This is a genomic window from Arthrobacter sp. NPDC057013 (assembly GCF_042674585.1).
Lineage (GTDB): Bacteria > Actinomycetota > Actinomycetes > Actinomycetales > Micrococcaceae > Arthrobacter.
Genome location: NZ_JBHUSE010000023.1, coordinates 1 through 19,296 on the forward strand (window position 1 = coordinate 1; position 19,296 = coordinate 19,296).

The 19,296-nt window shown below is 67.7% G+C and carries 20 protein-coding genes; 16 read left to right on the forward strand and 4 right to left on the reverse strand.

Annotated features, from left to right (window positions below; genetic code table 11):
• Window positions 1-237: 237 nt before the first annotated feature.
• The 7 genes from ACFTSA_RS21050 (at window position 238) to ACFTSA_RS21080 (ending at window position 8,363) form a co-directional block, all read left to right on the forward strand.
• The gene (locus ACFTSA_RS21050) at window positions 238-1,221 is read left to right on the forward strand and encodes a bifunctional riboflavin kinase/FAD synthetase (RefSeq protein WP_377953790.1); all 984 of its coding nucleotides are present in this window, start codon (window positions 238-240) and stop codon (window positions 1,219-1,221) included.
• Window positions 1,222-1,285: 64 nt separating this feature from the next.
• A complete protein-coding gene (kynA, locus tag ACFTSA_RS21055; protein ID WP_377953791.1) occupies window positions 1,286-2,140 on the forward strand; it encodes a tryptophan 2,3-dioxygenase in 855 nt (284 codons plus the stop codon).
• Window positions 2,137-3,375, forward strand: a complete 1,239-nt coding sequence (kynU, locus tag ACFTSA_RS21060; RefSeq protein ID WP_377953793.1) for a kynureninase — start codon at window positions 2,137-2,139, stop codon at window positions 3,373-3,375. Before kynA ends, kynU begins: the two co-directional genes overlap by 4 nt.
• Before the next feature lie 179 nt (window positions 3,376-3,554).
• Window positions 3,555-3,824: a 30S ribosomal protein S15 gene (rpsO, locus tag ACFTSA_RS21065; RefSeq protein ID WP_003798808.1), complete on the forward strand. Its 270-nt coding sequence runs from the start codon at window positions 3,555-3,557 to the stop codon at window positions 3,822-3,824.
• Window positions 3,825-4,065: 241 nt separating this feature from the next.
• Window positions 4,066-6,330: a polyribonucleotide nucleotidyltransferase gene (locus ACFTSA_RS21070; RefSeq protein WP_377953880.1), complete on the forward strand. Its 2,265-nt coding sequence runs from the start codon at window positions 4,066-4,068 to the stop codon at window positions 6,328-6,330.
• 197 nt (window positions 6,331-6,527) lie between these two features.
• On the forward strand, window positions 6,528-7,871 hold the full coding sequence (locus ACFTSA_RS21075) for a M16 family metallopeptidase (protein ID WP_377953794.1): 1,344 nt from the start codon (window positions 6,528-6,530) through the stop codon (window positions 7,869-7,871).
• A 30-nt stretch (window positions 7,872-7,901) separates the two neighbouring features.
• Window positions 7,902-8,363, forward strand: a complete 462-nt coding sequence (locus ACFTSA_RS21080) for a DUF1579 family protein (protein ID WP_377953795.1) — start codon at window positions 7,902-7,904, stop codon at window positions 8,361-8,363.
• Between the two features lie 43 nt (window positions 8,364-8,406).
• On the opposite strand, the gene ACFTSA_RS21085 is transcribed toward ACFTSA_RS21080, so the two are convergent.
• Window positions 8,407-8,673 (reverse strand): MoaD/ThiS family protein, encoded by a 267-nt coding sequence (locus tag ACFTSA_RS21085; RefSeq protein WP_377953796.1) that lies wholly within the window; start codon window positions 8,671-8,673, stop codon window positions 8,407-8,409.
• Between the two features lie 3 nt (window positions 8,674-8,676).
• Window positions 8,677-9,849: a GTP 3',8-cyclase MoaA gene (gene moaA, locus ACFTSA_RS21090; RefSeq protein WP_377953798.1), complete on the reverse strand. Its 1,173-nt coding sequence runs from the start codon at window positions 9,847-9,849 to the stop codon at window positions 8,677-8,679.
• A 141-nt stretch (window positions 9,850-9,990) separates the two neighbouring features.
• Between moaA and ACFTSA_RS21095 the strand changes: the two genes are divergently transcribed.
• The 7 genes from ACFTSA_RS21095 to ACFTSA_RS21125 all read left to right on the forward strand — a co-directional run bounded on the left by ACFTSA_RS21095 (window position 9,991) and on the right by ACFTSA_RS21125 (window position 15,730).
• On the forward strand, window positions 9,991-11,541 hold the full coding sequence (locus tag ACFTSA_RS21095) for a molybdopterin-dependent oxidoreductase (protein WP_377953799.1): 1,551 nt from the start codon (window positions 9,991-9,993) through the stop codon (window positions 11,539-11,541).
• An 18-nt stretch (window positions 11,542-11,559) separates the two neighbouring features.
• Window positions 11,560-12,849: a gephyrin-like molybdotransferase Glp gene (glp, locus tag ACFTSA_RS21100; protein ID WP_377953801.1), complete on the forward strand. Its 1,290-nt coding sequence runs from the start codon at window positions 11,560-11,562 to the stop codon at window positions 12,847-12,849.
• Complete coding sequence (moaC, locus tag ACFTSA_RS21105; RefSeq protein WP_377953802.1) at window positions 12,837-13,331, forward strand: cyclic pyranopterin monophosphate synthase MoaC; 495 nt, start codon at window positions 12,837-12,839, stop codon at window positions 13,329-13,331. The genes glp and moaC overlap by 13 nt, the downstream gene beginning before the upstream one ends.
• 74 nt (window positions 13,332-13,405) lie before the next feature.
• Window positions 13,406-13,885, forward strand: coding sequence for a molybdenum cofactor biosynthesis protein B (locus tag ACFTSA_RS21110; RefSeq protein ID WP_377953881.1), 480 nt, complete (start codon window positions 13,406-13,408; stop codon window positions 13,883-13,885).
• Complete coding sequence (locus ACFTSA_RS21115; RefSeq protein ID WP_377953803.1) at window positions 13,875-14,360, forward strand: molybdenum cofactor biosynthesis protein MoaE; 486 nt, start codon at window positions 13,875-13,877, stop codon at window positions 14,358-14,360. The genes ACFTSA_RS21110 and ACFTSA_RS21115 overlap by 11 nt, the downstream gene beginning before the upstream one ends.
• 118 nt (window positions 14,361-14,478) lie before the next feature.
• Window positions 14,479-15,237, forward strand: a complete 759-nt coding sequence (dapB, locus tag ACFTSA_RS21120; RefSeq protein WP_377953805.1) for a 4-hydroxy-tetrahydrodipicolinate reductase — start codon at window positions 14,479-14,481, stop codon at window positions 15,235-15,237.
• A 4-nt stretch (window positions 15,238-15,241) separates the two neighbouring features.
• A complete protein-coding gene (locus ACFTSA_RS21125) occupies window positions 15,242-15,730 on the forward strand; it encodes a hypothetical protein (protein WP_377953806.1) in 489 nt (162 codons plus the stop codon).
• A 60-nt stretch (window positions 15,731-15,790) separates the two neighbouring features.
• Here the strand turns inward: ACFTSA_RS21125 and ACFTSA_RS21130 are convergent, their stop codons facing one another.
• Together ACFTSA_RS21130 and ACFTSA_RS21135 are read right to left on the reverse strand one after the other, a co-directional pair.
• Window positions 15,791-17,026 carry a heparan-alpha-glucosaminide N-acetyltransferase domain-containing protein gene (locus ACFTSA_RS21130; RefSeq protein ID WP_377953808.1) on the reverse strand — a complete coding sequence of 412 codons (1,236 nt, stop codon included), beginning with the start codon at window positions 17,024-17,026 and terminating at the stop codon, window positions 15,791-15,793.
• An 81-nt stretch (window positions 17,027-17,107) separates the two neighbouring features.
• Window positions 17,108-17,674 (reverse strand): dihydrofolate reductase family protein, encoded by a 567-nt coding sequence (locus ACFTSA_RS21135; protein ID WP_377953809.1) that lies wholly within the window; start codon window positions 17,672-17,674, stop codon window positions 17,108-17,110.
• 452 nt (window positions 17,675-18,126) lie between these two features.
• On the opposite strand from ACFTSA_RS21135, the gene ACFTSA_RS21140 reads away from it, so the two are divergent.
• Both ACFTSA_RS21140 and ACFTSA_RS21145 read left to right on the forward strand, forming a co-directional pair.
• Complete coding sequence (locus ACFTSA_RS21140) at window positions 18,127-18,384, forward strand: hypothetical protein (protein WP_377953810.1); 258 nt, start codon at window positions 18,127-18,129, stop codon at window positions 18,382-18,384.
• A gap of 9 nt (window positions 18,385-18,393) precedes the next feature.
• Window positions 18,394-19,203, forward strand: coding sequence for a carbon-nitrogen hydrolase family protein (locus ACFTSA_RS21145; protein ID WP_377953812.1), 810 nt, complete (start codon window positions 18,394-18,396; stop codon window positions 19,201-19,203).
• The last annotated feature ends 93 nt before the right edge of the window (window positions 19,204-19,296 follow it).

Genomic DNA, 19,296 nt, shown 5'->3' on the forward strand with positions numbered 1-19,296 from the left:
CAGTCAACGGGGACTGGAACCGCCGACCCAACCGGAGGTTTTCCAATGACGCAACGTATGCCCCTTCGCGGAGGTATTGACTTGAGGCAACAGGGGCCCCGCCGGGCCAACCGCGCGGTGGCTCCTCGGGCCACTGAACCCGGCGTCCGTGGCAGGCGGTGATTGCGGGTAACCTTAGAGAGTTCCGGCCCCGGTGCGCCGGGAGCAAGTTCTGTCAGGCAGTAAAAGGCGAGGTTGATGGTCCACATCTGGAATGATCCGACCGAGGTCCCCGAAGACTTTGGTCCTTCCGTTGTCACTATCGGCAATTTCGACGGCGTCCACCGCGGCCACCAGCAGGTGCTGTCCCAGCTCATCAGGACCGCGCGGCTGAACAACGCCAAGTCGGTTGCCGTGACGTTTGACCCCCATCCGGCCCTGGTCCATCGGCCGGAAAGCGCCCCCGAACTGATCATGGGCCTGGAGGACAAACTCCAGGCGCTCGGCGAGCTCGGACTGGACGCCATTCTGGTCATGAAGTACTCCCTGGAGCTCGCCAGCCTCACCCCGGACGAGTTCGTCGGCTCGGTCCTGGTGGACAGTCTCCACGCGAGTCACGTGGTGATCGGCCACGACACGCGGTTCGGCAAGGGGAATTCCGGCGACCTGAACACCATGCAGGAGTTGGGGGAGAAGTTCGGCTTTGAGGTTCTCGTCATCAGCGAGTTCGGCTCCGAAGGCTTCCCGCTGCATGACGACGGCGGAACGGACCGCCGCTGCTCCTCCACCTGGGTGCGTGAAGCGCTCCGGGAGGGAGACGTCGGCACCGCCGGCGCGGTCCTGGGCCGCGCCCACCGGATGCGGGGCGAGGTGGTCCACGGGGCCGCGCGCGGCCGCGACCTCGGTTTCCCGACCGCCAACCTTTCCAGTGATGCGAGCGGCCTGATTCCGGCGGACGGCATCTACGCGGGCTGGCTCGTGGATGAGGCCGGTACCCGCTGGCCGGCAGCCATCTCCGTTGGCTCCAACCCCACGTTCGACGGCGTGAGCCGCCAGGTGGAGGCGCACGTCATCGACAGGCCGGAAGAGCGCATCGAGGACTTCGATCTGTACGGCCAGACAGTAGTCGTGGAGTTCGTGGCCAGGCTCCGGGGCATGGTGGCATACCGTGGGCCTGAAGCCCTCGTGGAGCAGATGCGCCAGGACGTCCTGCAGACGCACGACATCCTGCTCAGGCGCTAGCCTCTGCACCCCGCGGTCCTTCACCACTCCCGCACCACACAGTATTGGCAAGGAAGGCGACGCTGTGACCGTAGAGAAGAACACCAGGAAACTGGACAAGGGGATTGTGCGGGATTTCAGTTCCCGCATGAGTTACGCCTCCTACCTGCAGCTGCCCACGCTGCTCAGCGCCCAGCAGCCTGTTAGCGTCCCGGAACACCACGACGAGCTGCTGTTCATCATCCAGCACCAGACCACGGAGCTGTGGCTGAAGCTGGTGCTCCACGAGCTCCGCAGCGCCGCACAGTGGCTGCGTTCCGATGACCTCGGTTCGGCACTGAAGGGCATCGCCCGGGTCAAGCACATCCAGAAGACGCTCACCGAACAGTGGTCCGTCCTGGCCACGCTGACACCCACCGAGTACGCCGAATTCCGCGGGTTCCTGGGCAATTCGTCCGGGTTCCAGTCCAGCCAGTACCGTGCCGTCGAGTTCGTGCTGGGCAACAAGAATCGGAAGATGCTCCCCGTGTTCGAGTCCGACCCCGACGCCCACGCCCTGCTCACCGAAGTCCTGCACGCGCCGAGCATCTACGACGAATTCCTCGCCTACCTGCACCGCCAGGGCTTCGATGTTCCCGACGAGGTGCTGACCAGGGACGTGACCCGCGCGCATGAGTTTGAGCCTGCCCTGGTGCCTCTGTTCAAGCACATCTACGAGCACGCCGCGCAGAACTGGGGAGCCTACGAGGCATGCGAGGAGCTGGTCGACCTGGAGGACAACTTCCAGCTGTGGCGGTTCCGGCACCTGCGCACCGTGCAGCGGACCATCGGCATGAAAGCGGGCACCGGCGGCTCCTCCGGGGCGGCGTTCCTGCAAAAGGCGCTTGAGCTGACGTTCTTCCCGGAGCTGTTCGCCGTGCGCACGGAGATCGGACAGTGATCACGCAGGCAGGCGACGCCCTGCTGCAAAAGGCCGCACGCCTCGACGCCGAAGATCCCCTCGCCCGGTACCGGAACCTGTTCGTCGGCGCGGACACCGAGCTGTCCTACCTCGACGGCAACTCCCTCGGCCGCCCTCTCAAGCGGACCGCCGGAGACATTGCCGCCTTCATCGAGGAGGGCTGGGGCGGCCGCCTGATCAGGGGTTGGGACGAGGAATGGCTGGACATGCCCCAGGCCATCGGCGACCAGTTGGGGCGGGCGGTACTGGGCGCCGCCGCGGGCCAGACCATTATCGCCGACTCCACCACGGTGGTGCTGTACAAGCTGATCCGGGCAGCGCTGGCCGCCGTCGGGGATCCGGTGCGGACAGAGATCGTGGTGGACACGGACAACTTTCCCACTGACCGGTACCTCGTCGAAGGCATCGCCAGGGAGGAGGGCCTGACCCTGCGCTGGATCGAGGCGGATCCCGCCTCCGGTGTCCACGTCGAGCAGGTGAGGGAGGCGGTGGGGCCGGCCACCGCCGTCGTCCTCCTCAGCCATGTGGCCTACCGCTCCGGGTACCTTGCGGACCTGCCTGCCATAACGGCAGCGGTGCACGACGCCGGCGGACTGCTGATCTGGGACCTGTGCCATTCCGCCGGATCGGTGGAGCTGGAGCTGGATGCCTGGAACGTGGACTTCGCGGCGGGCTGCACGTACAAGTACCTGAACGGCGGGCCGGGCTCGCCTGCCTTCGCCTATGTTAACGCCCGCCACCTGCCCGGACTGGCGCAGCCCATCTGGGGGTGGATGGGCAGGAAGGACGCGTTCGAGATGGGCCCGGGCTACGAACCGGCCCCCGGCATCCGCGGTTTCCTGAGCGGCACGCCGGCCATTTTCGGAATGATCGCCATGCGCGGCACGCTGGACCTGATTGAAGCGGCCGGCATGCCGGCCATCCGGGAAAAGTCGCGCCAGCTCACCGCCTACGCGCTGGAACTGCACGATGCCTGGCTCGCGCCGGCCGGGGTGAGGCTTGCTACACCCCGCGATCCTGACCGCCGGGGAGGCCACATCACCGTTGACCATCCCGCCTTCCGGAAGGTGACCGCGGCGCTCTGGGAGAGGGACGTCATCCCGGACTTCCGCGCGCCGCAGGGCATCAGGATCGGACTTTCGCCGCTGAGCACCGGCTTCGCCGAACTCCACCGCGGCATGGCGGCCATCCGGGACCTGCTTCCGGACGCGTGACCAGCCCTTTTGCCGTTTCGACAGAATTGCAACACGCCCGGTAAACTAAGCGGTGGATCCGGCTGCAGTCCGTGGTTGCTGGATCCTGTCTTGCGCGGAATGTTCCCCGGAACACCGCGCCGGCACCCCCGGCAGTGAATTACTGACTCGGGCCTCACGGCACATCTCTAGGAGTTATTGTGGCACTTGACGCCGCCGTAAAGCAGTCCATCATCAAGGAATACGCAACGTCCGAGGGCGACACCGGTTCGCCGGAGGTCCAGATTGCGGTTCTGACTCAGCGGATCAAGGATCTGACTGAGCACATGAAGGAGCACAAGCACGACTTCCACACCCAGCGCGGTCTGCTGGCCATGGTTGGTCGTCGCAAGCGCATGCTGACCTACCTGAAGAACACTGACATCGCCCGCTACCGTTCGCTCATCGAGCGTCTCGGCCTGCGCCGCTAGTCTGGTTTGGAGGCGGCCCTTTCCACCCGGAACGGGTCGCCTCATCAGCACATAAAAACTAAACAGGAGGATCAACCGCATCACGCATTCGCGGTCCTCGGTAGTGATCCCCGGGAAGCTTCGCTGACTGAAGCCGGCCCGTGGGTCTCGATCGATGACCGGGTGCAAGGGCCAGTAGACAGATGCTGGGCTGGGTTGATGCGGCTGGACTTCCGTTACATAGGAAACGGAGGTGACTCTCTTGGAGGGTCCCGAAATCCAGTTCTCAGAAGCAGTCATTGACAATGGCCGCTTTGGCAAGCGTGTAATCCGCTTCGAAACCGGCCGTCTTGCCAAGCAGGCAGCCGGCGCAGCCATGGTGTACATCGACGAAGACACCGCGCTGCTCTCCGCCACCACCGCCGGCAAGCACCCGCGTGAAGGCTTCGACTTCTTCCCCCTGACGGTGGACGTCGAAGAGCGCATGTACGCCGCCGGCCGCATCCCGGGCTCGTTCTTCCGCCGCGAAGGCCGCCCGTCCACCGAAGCGATCCTGGCCTGCCGCCTGATGGACCGCCCGCTGCGCCCCGCGTTCGTCAAGGGCCTGCGCAACGAGGTCCAGATCGTCGTCACCGTCCTGGCGATCAACCCGGACGAGCTCTACGACGTTGTGGCCATCAACGCCTCATCGATGTCCACCCAGCTTTCCGGCCTGCCGTTCTCCGGCCCGATCGGCGGCGTCCGCGTTGCCCTCGTCGCCGACGAGCAGGGTTCGCAGTGGGTTGCCTTCCCGAAGCACTCCCAGCTCGAGAACTCCGTGTTCAACATGGTGGTTGCCGGCCGCGTTGCCGGTGATGACGTCGCCATCATGATGGTCGAGGCCGAAGCCACGGACAACTCCTGGAGCCTCATCAAGGAACAGGGCGCCACCGCTCCCACCGAAGAGGTTGTTTCCGAGGGCCTGGAGGCTGCCAAGCCGTTCATCAAGGCACTCTGCGAAGCCCAGCAGGACCTGGCAGCCCGCGCCGCCAAGCCCACCGTCGAGTTCCCGGTCTTCCTGGACTACCAGGACGATGTGTACGCTGCCGTTGAGGCTGCTGCCTCCGAGAAGCTCACCGCTGTCTTCCAGATCGCGGACAAGCAGGACCGCGACAACGCAGCCGACGAGCTGAAGGACGAGGTTGTTGGCTCGCTGGCCGAGCAGTTCGAAGGCCGCGAGAAGGAGCTGTCCGCAGCCTTCCGCTCCGTGACCAAGCACGTGGTCCGCCAGCGCATCCTCAAGGACCAGGTCCGCATCGACGGCCGCGGCCTGACGGACATCCGTCAGCTCACCGCCGAGGTCGAGGTCCTGCCCCGCGTTCACGGTTCCGCCATCTTCGAACGTGGCGAAACCCAGATCATGGGTGTCACCACGCTGAACATGCTCAAGATGGAACAGCAGATCGACTCGCTGTCGCCGGTAACGCGCAAGCGCTACATGCACAACTACAACTTCCCGCCGTACTCCACCGGTGAGACCGGCCGCGTCGGTTCCCCGAAGCGCCGCGAAATCGGCCACGGTGCCCTGGCCGAGCGCGCGCTCGTCCCGGTGCTGCCGTCCCGCGAGGAGTTCCCGTACGCCATCCGCCAGGTGTCCGAAGCCCTCGGCTCGAACGGCTCCACCTCGATGGGCTCGGTCTGCGCCTCGACGCTGTCCATGCTCAACGCCGGCGTTCCGCTGAAGGCTGCCGTTGCCGGCATCGCCATGGGCCTGGTCTCCGACCAGGTGGACGGCCAGACCCGCTACGCCGCGCTGACCGACATCCTCGGTGCCGAAGATGCCTTCGGTGACATGGACTTCAAGGTTGCCGGTACCTCCGAGTTCGTCACGGCCATCCAGCTGGACACCAAGCTCGACGGCATCCCCGCATCCGTGCTGGCAGCAGCACTGAAGCAGGCACGCGAAGCCCGCCTGCACATCCTCGAGGTCATCAACGCCGCGATCGACACCCCGGACGAGCTCTCCGAGTTCGCTCCGCGCGTCATCGCCGTCAAGATCCCCGTGGACAAGATCGGCGAGGTCATCGGCCCCAAGGGCAAGATGATCAACCAGATCCAGGAGGACACCGGCGCGGACATCTCCATCGAGGACGACGGCACCGTCTACATCGGCGCCACCGACGGCCCGTCGGCAGATGCCGCCCGCTCCGCGATCAACGCCATCGCCAACCCGCAGGTTCCAGAGGTCGGCGAACGCTACCTGGGCACCGTGGTCAAGACCACCACCTTCGGTGCGTTCATCTCCCTGACTCCGGGCAAGGACGGCCTGCTGCACATCTCCGAGCTGCGCAAGCTCGCCAGCGGCAAGCGCGTGGACAACGTCGAAGACGTCGTCTCCGTGGGCCAGAAGATCCAGGTCGAGATCACCAAGATCGACGACCGCGGAAAGCTGTCCCTGTCTCCCGTAGTTGCTGAAGAGGAAGGCGCCGGCGACGCCGACCGCGTTTCCGCTTCGGCTTCGGCAGAAGGCTCGGACGCTTCCGAGTAGTTCCGGGCTCCGGCAGCTGAGTGCTGCCGGAACCCATCAGGGCGGGGCCGTTGGTTGTACCACCGGCCCCGCCCCGTTTAACCCGCACCCAAAACCTCCGCTTGCGGCGGCAAACAGCCCACGCCAGAGCCACGCCGACGGCGGGGCCCGCTGGTACGATTGCAGGCAGATTTGGCTCCGCTTCCCGAAAGGCCTTGATGACTGTCGTACCCCTGCCGCTGGAGCAGAACCACCCCGGCGACACCCTGATCCACGGAGCCGACGGCGGTTCGGAAGTCCGCCGCTCGGTCCTCCCCGGCGGGGTCCGCGTCCTGACTGAGGCCATGCCGGGGCAGCGTTCGGCCACCATCGGATTCTGGGTGGGCGTCGGGTCCCGCGACGAGGCCCCCGGGCAGCATGGCTCCACGCACTTCCTTGAGCATCTCCTGTTCAAGGGCACCAAGCGGCGCACGGCCCTCGAAATCGCCTCGGCCTTTGACGAGGTGGGCGGTGAATCCAACGCCGCCACCGCCAAAGAGAGCACCTGCTACTTCGCCCGTGTACTGGACACGGACCTGCCGATGGCCATCGACGTCATTGCCGACATGATCACCGGCGCCGTGCTGGATCCCGCGGAGATGGAGCAGGAGCGCGACGTCATCCTCGAGGAGATCGCCATGGACAGCGATGACCCCACGGATGTCGCCCATGAACACTTCGTGGCCGCCGTGCTCGGCACCCATCCCCTCGGTCGCCCCATTGGCGGCACGCCGGACGCCATCCGCGCCGTGGCGCGCGACTCCGTCTGGGACCACTACCGCCGCTACTACCGACCGGATGAGCTGGTGATCACCGCCGCCGGCGGTTTGGAGCACGACGTCGTCTGCCGGCTTGTGGTGGATGCCCTCCACTCGGCCGGGTGGTCCCTGGAGCCCGGGGCGGCTCCCGTGGAGCGCCGCTCCACCGAACGCGCACAGATCACCGGCACCGCGGGGCTGCACGTGGTCACCCGCCCGGTGGAACAGGCCAACATCATCATGGGCTGCCCCACAATCGTGGCCACCGATGAACGCCGCTACGTCATGAGCGTGCTCAACGCGGTACTCGGCGGCGGAATGTCGTCACGGCTGTTCCAGGAGATCCGTGAGAAGCGCGGGCTCGTGTACTCCACCTATTCGTTTGCCTCGTCCTACGCCGACGCCGGCTACTTCGGCATGTACGCAGGCTGCACGCCCACCAAGGTCCGACAGGTCCTGGAACTCCTCGGCGCCGAACTCGACAGCCTCGCGGCCGGCGGCATTTCCGAGGACGAGCTCCGCAAGGCAGTGGGGCAGCTCTGCGGCGGGATCGTCCTGGCCCTGGAGGACACCGGCTCCCGCATGTCCCGGCTGGGCCGCGCCGAGCTGGTCTCCGGCGAATACCAGGACATCGACGAGACCTTGCGCCTCATCAAGGCCGTGACCGTTGAACAGGTCCAGGAGCTGGCCAGCGAGCTTGCCGCGGCGCCCCGGACCGTGACGGTGGTCGGCCCCTTCGACGAATCGGAAACCTTCGGGCTCTGAATTTACTGGAGTTCCGGCCTAGGAGGAATCATGGAGCAGCCGCAACCGGGCTCAGCGCATGAAGCGCTGGAGATCTTCGTCGGGCGCTGGCTGGGAACTACCGAACTGGCCGCCTCGCCCTGGGGTCCGGCCCGCACGGCCACCGCGGAGGTGACGTTCACCCGCGCGGCGGGCGGGTTCGCCGTCGTGCAGTCGTACCGGCACACCGAAGCGGACGGGACGCATTTTGAGGGGCACGGGGTGTTCACGGTGGATCCCGACCACGACGAAACCCTCTGGTACTACGTCGACAGCATGGGCAGGCCACCGGCGGCCCCTGCCCGCGGTGTGTGGCACGACTCCACCCTTACCGTGGAACGGCGCAGCGACCGCGGCACCGCCAGGCACACCTTCCGGGTGGACCAGGGGGTGCTGACGCACACGGCCGAACTGCGCCTGGGGGAGGCCCAGGACTTTCAGCCGTTCATGACCTCGATCTGCCACCGCGCCTGAACAGGCGGCGCTCAGGCGGGCCCGGCCGCCGGGCCCGGTCGGGTCAGCCGCCGGCGAAGGGCGGCAGGACGTCCACCACGTCGCCGGCCGCCAGCACGGTGCTCCGGTCCCGGACGGCGACTTCGTTCAACAGGAAGCTGCTGCGGGCCAGGATCCTGTCCAGCGTTGGCGTCCCGGCCGGAGGCTCAGGCCGTTCGACGTCGAGGACGGCAGCAAGGAGCGACTCCACCGTGGAACCGGCGGGAAGTTCGAAGCGCTCTTCCTCCACGCCTGCCGCGGAGCGTGCGGCAGCGAAGTATCGTACGTTCAAGGATCAGCCTCCGATGGCGCTCATGCTGCGGTCCGGCTGGACGAAGTCCGGGGCGTCGAGTCCCACGTGGTCCATGCCGTGGGCTTTGGGCTTCAGCCACATGGCATCCTGCCAGCGGTCGGCGAGTTGCTCGTCGCTGGCGCCTTGCCTCAGCAGGCCGAGCAGGTCGAATTCCTCGCGGGAGAAGAGGCAGCTCATGATCTTGCCCTCGGCGGTGATCCGGGTCCGCCGGCAGTCCGAACAGAACGGTTCGGTGACCGACGCGATGATCCCCACGGTGCCCAGCACCGGGCCGAGTGAACCGGAAGTGGCTGAATCAGCGGAACCTGCCGTCCGGCGTCGTACTTCAAAGCGTTCCGCCGGTGCGCCGTCGCGGGCGCGCGGGTCCGGGCTCAGCACGAACTCCTTGGAGAGGAGTTCGCGGATCTCGGCCGCGGTGATCATGTCCCGGCGGGTCCAGCCGTGATCGGCGTCCAGCGGCATCTGCTCGATGAAACGCAGCTCGTAGCCGCGCTCCAGTGCCCAGGCAAGGAGGGCCGGCGACTCGGTGTCGTTGATGCCCCGCATCAGCACCGCGTTGAGCTTCACCGGACCGAGGCCGGCGGCCCAGGCGGCATCCACCCCGGCGAGCACCCGGTCCAGGAACGGGCGCCGGGTGAGTTTGGCGAAGGTTTCCTCATGCAGTGAATCCAGGGAGACATTGATCCGGGTCAGGCCGGCGGCCTTGAGTGCTGCGGCCTTCCGGTCCAGCCCGACGCCGTTCGTCGTCATGGAAATGGGGAGCTCGGGGTGTGCCTGGCGCAGGGCGGCAATGATGTCGACGAGGTCGGCACGGACCAGAGGCTCACCGCCGGTCAGGCGCAGTTCGCGCACGCCCAGCCGGTCGACGCCGATGCCGACGATCCGCACGATTTCCTCGCCGGTCATGACTGCCTGCTTGGACAGCCACTCCAGCCCCTCGGCGGGCATGCAGTATGTACACCGCAGGTTGCACTTGTCCGTCAGCGAAAGCCGCATGTCCGTGGCCCTGCGGCCGTAACGGTCGGCTAGGCCGGCGGGAGCCTCAGCCGGGCGGCGGGCGGGGATCCCGGCCGCGGGCGCAACCGGAAGGGGCTGTGAACCCGAAGCGGGTGCGCCTCCTTCACGGAGCTGCGGTATGCCAAGCTGAACACTCATTACTTCAGGCTACGCCACGATGGGGCGCGGATCACACCCGGCCCGAACCGTGACCGCCCTGCGGACTCGGGCCCGCAGCTGCGCCAGCGGGGTGGGGTAGTGGGCGGTGCCGGAAAGCGCTCCTGAACCTATGCTTGAAAGGTGAACGGGTCCCAGAAGCCAGGCCGGCACCGGCGCCGGTGGGCGGCGGCCGCAGGCGTGGTCGCAGCCGGCACCGGACTCGTCGCGAGTGAACTCATCGCCGGCTTTGTCAGTCCTTCGCTGTCAACAGTGAGCGCCCTTGGCGGCGCCGTCATCGACGCTGCCCCGCCCGGCGTCAAGGACTGGGCTGTTTCCCTTTTCGGCACCGCGGACAAGCTGGCGCTGCTGGCGGGCATGGCGCTGGCCATCGCCGTTTTCGCCGCCGCGGCGGGCGTCCTGGAGCTGCGCCGGCGCTTCGCGGGTGCCGCTGTCTTTGCCGTCTTCGGCGCCGTGGGCCTGGCGGCGGTCCTGACCCGAGCCCAGGTGACCGCCGCCGCCGTCGTTCTTCCGCTCCTAGCGGCCGGGATCGGCATCGCCGTGCTGCTGAAGCTGGTACGGCGCCTGGCCGCCCCGGACACGGGCGGCGGCGCCGGTCGGGGACCGGCCCGGCGGGGCTTCTTCCAGCTGCTGGGCGGCATCGCCGCCGGCGTCCTGGTGGGCGGCGCCGTCGTCACGGTGTGGCGGGGCGGGGCAGCCGGCGTCAACGAGGTCCGCCGGACCCTGCGGCTGCCCGTGCCGAAATCACCGGCGCCGCCGATTCCGGCCGGTGCAGACATCGGCCTGGCCGGGGTGGCGCCGCTGGTCACACCCAACAGCGACTTCTACCGCATCGACACCGCCCTGTCCGTCCCAGTGCTCGATTCCCGCGAGTGGAGGCTCAAGGTCACCGGGCTGGTGGAACGCGAAGTCGAGCTCACGTTCGAGGACCTGCTGTCGAAGACCCTGATCGAACGGCACGTGACCATCGCCTGCGTGTCCAACGAGGTGGGCGGCGACCTGATCGGCAACGCCCGCTGGCTGGGCTGGCCGGTGCGGGAGCTGCTGGCATTGGCCGGGCCCAAACCGGAGGCGGACATGGTGCTGTCGCGCAGTTCGGACGGCTTTACGGCCGGCACCCCGATCGAGGCGCTCACCGACCGCCGCGACGCGCTGCTCGCCGTCGGCATGAACGGTGATCCGCTTCCGCTCGAGCACGGCTTCCCGGTGCGGATGATCGTCCCCGGGCTGTACGGGTACGTCTCGGCGACCAAGTGGCTCACCGAACTGAAGGTCACCAGGTTCGCCGATGACGTGGCCTACTGGACACCGCGCGGCTGGTCCGAGCGGGGGCCCATCAAGATCTCGTCCCGGATCGACGTACCCCGGGACGGGGCCTCGGTGCCGGCCGGGAACGTGGTGTTTGGCGGCGTTGCCTGGGAGCAGCACACGGGAATCGGCAAGGTCGAGCTGCGCGTGGACCGGGGGAACTGGCAGCCGGCCAAGCTGGCCCCGGGCATTTCGGTGGACACGTGGTATCAGTGGCAGCTCGGCGTCGACCTGCAGCCGGGGCAGCATGAGATCCAGGTGCGCGCCACGGACCTCAAAGGCACTGCACAGACGGAGGAACAGCGTTCGGTGGCGCCGGACGGTGCCACGGGCTTCCACACCATTAGAGTGGACGTGAAAACGTAGCCCACCAAAGGCCGGTCCATGCACAGCCCCCACGAGCACAGCACCCATCAGCACAGCCAGCACGATGAGGGCAAGCACGACCACGGCGAACACCGTCCCGGCGTACACCGGAGCGTCACGGATCACCGGCAGGCGGTCAGGGAGCTCCTCGAACCGCTGGTGTCCCCGGAGCGGACCGAAAAACTGCCGCTGGTCCGGGCGCTGGGCCGCGGGCTCGCCGAGGACGTCACCGCTCCGTTGAGCCTGCCACCGTTTCCGAACTCCCAAATGGATGGCTTTGCCATCCGCTCCACCGACGTGCCCGACGGCGGCGCGCTCCTGCGCGTGGCGGCTCCCGTTCCGGCGGGCGCACAGCCTGCGCCCCTGCAGCCCGGCACCGCTGTCCCCATCATGACCGGTGCCATGGTGCCCGACGGGGCGGACGCCGTCGTACCCGTTGAACAGGCTGTCCCCTCCGTCTTTCCGGACCCGGGCGAAGACGCTGAGGTGAGTCTGCCGGCCACGCCTGCGGGCACGTTCATCCGCGCCGCCGGAAGCGACATCGAGGCCGGCCGGCAGGCCCTGGCGGCCGGCACCTGCCTTGGGCCGGCGCAGCTGGGCCTGCTCGCAGCGCTCGGGTTGCCGGACGTCCTGGTCCACAAGCAGCTTTCGGTCCTGCTGGTCACCACCGGCGATGAAGTGGTGGAACCCGGCAAAGCGCTGGGCGGCGGCAAGATCTACGACGCCAACGGCACCCTCCTGGAGTCCTCCCTCCGGCAGGCGGGACTTGACGTGACCAGGGCGGGCATTTCCGCCGACAGTCCCGACGGCCTGCGGGCGCTGCTGCGCACCCACGCGCCCGCGGTGGACTTCATTGTCACCACCGGGGGAGTGAGCAAGGGCGCGTACGAGGTGGTGCGGCAGGCCATGGACGGCCAGGACGTCGCGTTCCAGCACGTCGCCATGCAGCCCGGCGGCCCCCAGGGGCTGGGAACGTTCGACGGCGTCCCCCTCCTTGCGTTTCCGGGGAACCCCGTCAGCTGCCTCGTCTCCTTTGAGATGTTCCTCCGTCCGGTGCTGGGCGAACTGTTCGGAGCGCCCGCGCCCAGGCCCGCGGTCCGTGCCCGGCTGGCCCAGCCCCTGACCTCTCCCGCGGGCAAGCACCAGGTCCGGCGCGGGTCTTTCCAGGCTGACGGCACGGTCCGGCTGCAGGGCGGCGAAAGTTCGCACCTGGTGCAGGCGCTGGCCCACTCGAACGCCCTGGTGCACGTACCCGCCGGCACCGCTGCTCTCGACGCCGGCGCCGAGGTGGAAGTATGGATGTTGTGACTGCAGAAAATGACCACGGCGCCCTGACCCACCTGCGCCGTGACGGCACGGCCCAGATGGTGGACGTCTCGGGAAAACCGGAAACCACCCGCGAGGCCACCGCCACGGCGACGGTCCACAGCACCGCCGAGGTCCTGGCGCTGCTGGGCACCGGCGGCCTGCCCAAGGGCGATGCCCTGGCCGTGGCCCGGGTTGCCGGGATCATGGCGGCCAAGAAAACCCCTGAGCTGATCCCGCTGTGCCACCCGCTCCCCATTTCCAAGGTGACCGTCGACTTCGAACTGGGTCCCGAGACCGTGGACATCCGGGCCACGGTCAAGACCCGGGGTGTGACCGGCGTCGAAATGGAGGCCCTGACGGCCGCCTCCGTGGCGGCGCTGAGCGTCTACGACATGATCAAGGCCGTGGACAAGCACGCCATCCTCACGGACATCAAGGTCCTGGCCAAGAGCGGCGGCAAGAGCGGGGACTGGGCACTGTGAGCACTGCTGATTCCAAAGCCCCCGCTTCGAAGTCCACTGACCCCGGAGCCAGGGGCGCGCACGTCCACGGCGAGGTGCAGGGCCGCAAGGCCGGCGTCGTGATTGCCTCAACACGGGCTGCCTCGGGCGTCTACCAGGACGAGACCGGCCCCGTCATCACCGACTGGCTCACCGAACACGGCTTCGTGCCGTATCCGGTGATGGTGGTGCCCGACGGTGAGCCGGTGGGCGCGGCGATCCGCGCGCTCCTGACCCAGGAACCCGCCGTCGTCATCACCAGCGGCGGAACGGGACTGAGCCCGGACGACCGCACGCCGGAAATGACGCTGCCGCTGCTGGACCGCGAAATCCCCGGCATCATGGAGGGTATCCGGCAGTTCGGTACGGCGAAGACGCCGCATGCCATGCTGAGCCGCGGACATGCCGGTACGGCCGGCAGGACTTTCATCATTAACCTGCCCGGATCACCCAAGGGGGTTATGGACGGACTGTCCGTCCTGGACCCGGTGATCGGGCACCTGTGCGACCAGTTGGAGGGCGGACATGGCCACTGAGGCATCGTTCGAAGTAGTAACCGCGGTGCTCAGCACCGAACCCATCTCCGTGGACCAGGCCATCGCCGCCGTGGAATCGGAGACCGCAGGAGCCGTGGTCAGCTTCAGCGGCGTGGTCCGGAACCACGACGGCGGCAAGCCGGTGGACCGGCTCAGCTACAGCGCCCATCCCACGGCCCGGAAGGTGCTGGACGACGTCGTGGCGCAGCTGATTGCCGAACAGGCCGAGGCGGCCGGAGCCGACGGGTCCACTGATGGCGCGGCGGCTCCGCCCGTCCGGATCTGGGTCGCGCACCGGGTTGGCCCGCTGGAAATCGGCGACCCTGCCCTCGTCTGCGCGGTATCGGCCGCCCACCGCGGGCAGGCCTTCGCCGTGTGCTCGGAGCTTGTGGACCGGGTCAAGGCGCAGGTGCCGATCTGGAAGGAACAGTTCTTCAGCGACGGCACAGTCGAATGGGTCGGAGCCGGGCAATAACGGACGTCAGCGCCGGGGAATAGGGGCCGGCACAGGCAGGCTTTAGGGCGTCCGCGCGTGAGGTAACGCATGCGCTCCGGTTCCGTCCGCCGGCCGCCCGAACGGTAGTGTTGAATCCATGACCCAACAACTTCCTGTCGCCGTTCTGGGCGCAAACGGGCGCATGGGCGCCGAGGCCGTCAAAGCTGTGGAGGCCGCACCCGACATGAAGCTCGTCGCCGCGCTGGGACGCGGAGACACCCTCGATTCCCTGCTCGAATCCGGTGCCCGCTACATCGTGGACCTCACCGTTCCGGAGAGCACCCAGGAGAACGTCCGCTTCGCCGTCGAAAACGGCATGCATGCCGTTGTCGGCACCACGGGCTGGGACCAGGGCAGGCTGGAGTCGCTGGAGACCCTGCTGGCCGGCCACCCGGAAGTCGGTGTGCTGATTGCACCCAACTTCGCCCTCGGTTCCGTGCTCACGTCTGCATTTGCCGCGAAGGCATCCAAGTACTTCGAATCCGTGGAGATCATCGAGCTCCACCACCCGGACAAGGTGGACGCGCCGTCGGGTACCGCCGTGCGCACCGCCCAGCTGGTGGCTGCCGAACGCGAGGCGGCCGGCCTCGGCCCCAGCCCCGACGCAACCACAACGGAGCTGGCCGGCGCCCGCGGCTGTGTGGTGGACGGCGTGCGCGTGCACAGCGTCCGGCTCCGCGGGCTGGTGGCGCATCAGGAAGTCCTGCTCGGCGGGCCGGGGGAGCAGCTGACGCTCCGTCACGACTCCTTTGACCGGGCTTCGTTCATGCCCGGTGTGCTCCTGGGCGTGCGGAACGTTGCAGCGCACCCGGGGCTCACCGTCGGCCTGGACGGCTACCTGGACCTGGGGCTGTAACACCGTGAAACCGCTCCTTGGCTGGCTGAGGACAAACCGCACCAAGATCTGGGTGGGCGCGGTGACGCTCCTGCTGGTCTTCTACCTCGTGGTGTCCTTCCAGCGCTCCGTCCTGCTGCTGACGGACGCCGAGCCGGTGGCCAAGGCCATCGGCGCCGCGTACCTCGTGCTGCCGGTGATCGGCGCCTGGGCCATGATCCGGGAACTCCTCTTCGGCGCCCGGACCGAACAGATGGCACGCGTGCTTGAGGCTGAAGGCGGCCTGCCGGAGGACAATCTGCCGCGCACCCCCGCCGGCCGGATTATCCGGGCTGCCGCGGACCAGGAGTTCGAGAAGTACCGCGCCGAAACCGAAGCCGCGCCGGAGGACTGGCGGTCCTGGTTCCGGCTCAGCTGCGCCTACGACGCGTCGGGCGACCGGAAGCGGGCGCGTTCCTCCATGCGCGATGCGGTGCGGCTGTTCCGCGCCTCCGGCGATGCTGTGGCCCGCTAACGGACACGGCCGTTGCGGCTGATGCCAACCATCGGGTAGGAACAGCCCGTCCGTGGCCGGTTAGCGGACTTTTGCCGGCTGGTGCCGGCCCACCTGGCTGGCGGCGTGCCCGAGCCACTCCAGCGGACCCCGCCATTTCAGGATTGCGAAGAGCATCCCGATCACGACTGCCAGCGCCGCGTGCGCGAAGTACATCCCGTCCTCGGTCCACCCCACGGGCAACGGCTTGAGATGGAATGACGCCACAACGCACACGTGGGCGGTGTACAGCGTCAGCGTCATGGCCCCGGGTCCGCGCAGCGGAAGCAGCAGGTCCAGAGCCAGCCACTGTCCCAGCCTGCCCACCAGAAGGCAAAGCCCGACGACGGCGGCCGCCACGCCGCTGGTATGCAGCAGGTCCAGCGTGGTTCCGGAATGCGGCGCGCTGCCGGCCAGCCACCACCATGATCCCTCCTGCCGGACGCCGGCCAGGTTGACCTGCAGGAGGCTGTCCAGTGGATAGTTGGGGTCCGTCAGGGTGTCCTGCAGGGCGGCGCGGCCGCCCCACTGCTCCATGGCCGCTGTACCCAGGACCTTGGAGAAGGCCGCCGCCGCGGTGCCGGCGAGCAGCAGCAACACGGGAACGAATGCGGTTGTCAGCGCGAGCCGGCCGATGATGAGGCCCACCAGCAAATATGAAATCCACTGGAACACCGGGTAGTAGCCGGTCAGGAACAGGTCGCCGAGCAGTTGGCCCGGGGTGGTGATGTCCTCCCACCCTGGATTGTGGTTGAGCTGCAGCGGCGGATCTGCGGCCATGAGCCACGGGCGTAGCAGAAAAGCAATCACCGGGGAAAGGAGGATCCAGCCCACTGCCCAGGCGCACAGGGCCTTCAGCCGCAGGCCCATGAACGGCAGGATGCACAGGAACAGCACGGCGTAATGCACCAGGATCACCGCGATGTTGACATCAAGGCCGCCGAGCGCGAGACCGACGACGGCAATCACCAGCGCGCGCATGGCGATGCCCCGCCGTGCCGCACTCAGCGCGGGTCCGTCAAGCGGGTGCTGCTTGCCGGTGGACAGGGCGAGGCCGATTCCCGCGAGCACGGCAAACAGGGCAGCGGCGCGGCCGGAGAACGTCAGGCCCACCCAGGTCGGGGTCAGCGCGGCATTGGGCTCGAAGGTCGGGAGCAGGTGGGTGGCCATCATGCCCAGGAGGGCCAGGCCGCGGGCAGCGTCAATGCCCGCCAGTCGGACGCCTGTAGCCGGCCCCTTCGCTGTCTTGGAAGATGCAGCCGTGCTCCGCGAGGTCATGGTGTGATCGTCTCACATCAGCCATAGTGCACTGATTTCGTGAACCTCTGTCTCCGGGTTGTGCCGCGTGACGGGCAGACTCTAGCCACTGCCGCCCGAGTAATGAAGCAAAACCACGCCGTTGCTGAACGGCCGTGTCCCCTCGAGCCTGAGGCTCATCCCGACATCGGGGTCCTCGAACAGGGGCCGGCCCCGGCCCAGGACCACGGGATGAACGAGAATCCGGTACTCGTCGATCAGGCCATGCCGCATCAAGGAGGAAGCCAGATTGGCGCCGCTCAGGGCGATGTCGCCGCCGGGCTGCGCCTTCAGTTCCGCGATCTGGTCAGGGACGACGTCGGAAACCACCGTTGTGTTCCAGCCGGCCCCGGTGAGGGTCCGCGAGAACACGAACTTGGGCATCCCGCGCCAGATCCCGGCGAACTCCGCCATGGGCGCCGAGAGCCGGGGATCCTTGTCTGCAGTGGGCCAGTAAGCGGCCATCAGCTCGTGGGTGATGCGCCCCGACATGAAGGCACTCATCGTCCGGAACAGCGCGTTGAGATGCTCGAGGAGTTCGTCGTTCACCAGATGCCAGCTGATGTCCCGGCCGGGCGCCTCGAAGAACCCATCCACGGACACCGACATCATCAGGATGATTTTGCGCATTCGGGCACCTCCGGCTGGCGGCGAAAGGCGGCAGGCCGCCGTCGTACCTTCCAGTGAAGCACCGGTGGACCCGGCTGGACAGGACAAGGCACGCAGGCGGTCCGGGGGACTGCGTTTAGTCGTACCCCTCAGTCAGGATGAGACCAGGACCCAGGATGTGTCCGGGCCAGGCCTTGTATTCGAATATATGTTCGAATAGTATGGCCGGCATGAAGAAGTCATCGGGGCGTTCACCGGGCCACCAACTGGAAGGGCGGACCCAGGCGCCGAGGGCCGATCCGTCCAGAGTTGATCGGCCCACAGTTGATCGGTCCAGAGCTGATCGGCCCACAGGTGATCCGTACGGGACTGATCGGCGCGGGACTGACCGGCACCGGGCGCACCCGCCAAGGCCTGAGCCACGAAGGTCCGATCCGCCTAAAAGTGATCCGCTGAAGGCGATGAGCCCGGGCGTGGTGGACTTCCTTTTCCGGCAGCTCGTGGCGGGGGAGCCTGCCGAGGATGTCCAGTGGGTCCGGGAAGGCGTGGCACTCTCCGACCAGGCTCCGGGGGCTGAGCTTGCCCGCCGGCTGTCCGAAACGGACGTCGATGCGCTGACGCCCACGGAACTGTTTCACTATGTCCGCGCCGCGCAGCGCCTGGCACTGTGGGCCGAATCGTTGCGGGAGGCCGCAGTGGAGCGGTACTGCTCGGGAACGGACCAGGCCTAGGATGGGCCCGTGACCGCACCGCTGACCGTTTCCGTTGTCCAGTACGAGGCCCTCGATGGCGGCATCGACGTCAATGTGCCTGAGCATGTGCGCCTCATCGAGGACGCCGACTCGCACGGTGCGCGGCTGGTGGTGTTTCCGGAGCTCTCGCTCACGGGGTACGACCTGACGTTGCTACGTCACCGGAATCAGCGGGGTGGTGATCGGCGGGGTGGTGATCGGCCGGGTGGGGACCGGTGGGTGACGGCCGGGGACCACCGACTGGACCCCATTCGGGAAATCTGCCGCAGGACGGGGATCACTGCCGTCGTTGGGGTGCCCTTCCGGGAACGGGACGGCACGCCGCGGCTCGCAGCCCTGGCCGTCCATCCGAATGGCACGGAAGAGGCCGGCTTCAAGACGCACCTTCACGGCGACGAGCAGTCCCTGTTCGAAGCAGGGCCAGGCCATCAAGCACTCCGGGAACCGCTCCTGCTGGACGTGGACGGCTGGAAGATCGCACTGGCCATCTGCTTCGACGCCGCGCATCCGGCGCACTCAGGTGCTGCTGCCGCCGCCGGGGCCGACGTGTATGCCGTCTCGGCCCTTTACACACAGGAGGAGGGCCACCGCCTGGGGCTGCACCTCGGGGCGCGGGCCATGGACAACCGCATGTACGGCGCCCTGGCCAACCTCGGTGGCCGCACGACGCTCGGGCCGTCCTGCGGCCTGAGCGGTTTCTGGGGCCCGGACGGGCTGTCCATGCAGAAGGCGGGCGCTACCGGAACTGAAGTAGTCACCGCTGTGCTCCGGCGGGGGCCCCTGGATCGGTACAGGTAGCCGACGCGGTACAGGCAGCCAGCGCGGCGCAGGCTGCCGGTGCTGTGCCGCAGCTACCGTGCACGGGCCAGTGTGCGTGCCGGAATTTGACGA

Bases quoted from the DNA above. Each gene is read 5' to 3' on its own strand.
- ACFTSA_RS21050 (WP_377953790.1), top strand. From the start codon at position 238: ATGGTCCACATCTGGAATGATCCGACCGAGGTCCCCGAAGACTTTGGT.
- ACFTSA_RS21075 (WP_377953794.1), top strand. From the start codon at position 6,528: ATGACTGTCGTACCCCTGCCGCTGGAGCAGAACCACCCCGGCGACACC.
- ACFTSA_RS21080 (WP_377953795.1), top strand. From the start codon at position 7,902: ATGGAGCAGCCGCAACCGGGCTCAGCGCATGAAGCGCTGGAGATCTTC.
- moaA (WP_377953798.1), bottom strand. From the start codon at position 9,849: ATGAGTGTTCAGCTTGGCATACCGCAGCTCCGTGAAGGAGGCGCACCC.
- glp (WP_377953801.1), top strand. From the start codon at position 11,560: ATGCACAGCCCCCACGAGCACAGCACCCATCAGCACAGCCAGCACGAT.
- moaC (WP_377953802.1), top strand. From the start codon at position 12,837: ATGGATGTTGTGACTGCAGAAAATGACCACGGCGCCCTGACCCACCTG.
- ACFTSA_RS21115 (WP_377953803.1), top strand. From the start codon at position 13,875: ATGGCCACTGAGGCATCGTTCGAAGTAGTAACCGCGGTGCTCAGCACC.
- dapB (WP_377953805.1), top strand. From the start codon at position 14,479: ATGACCCAACAACTTCCTGTCGCCGTTCTGGGCGCAAACGGGCGCATG.
- ACFTSA_RS21130 (WP_377953808.1), bottom strand. From the start codon at position 17,026: ATGACCTCGCGGAGCACGGCTGCATCTTCCAAGACAGCGAAGGGGCCG.
- ACFTSA_RS21135 (WP_377953809.1), bottom strand. From the start codon at position 17,674: ATGCGCAAAATCATCCTGATGATGTCGGTGTCCGTGGATGGGTTCTTC.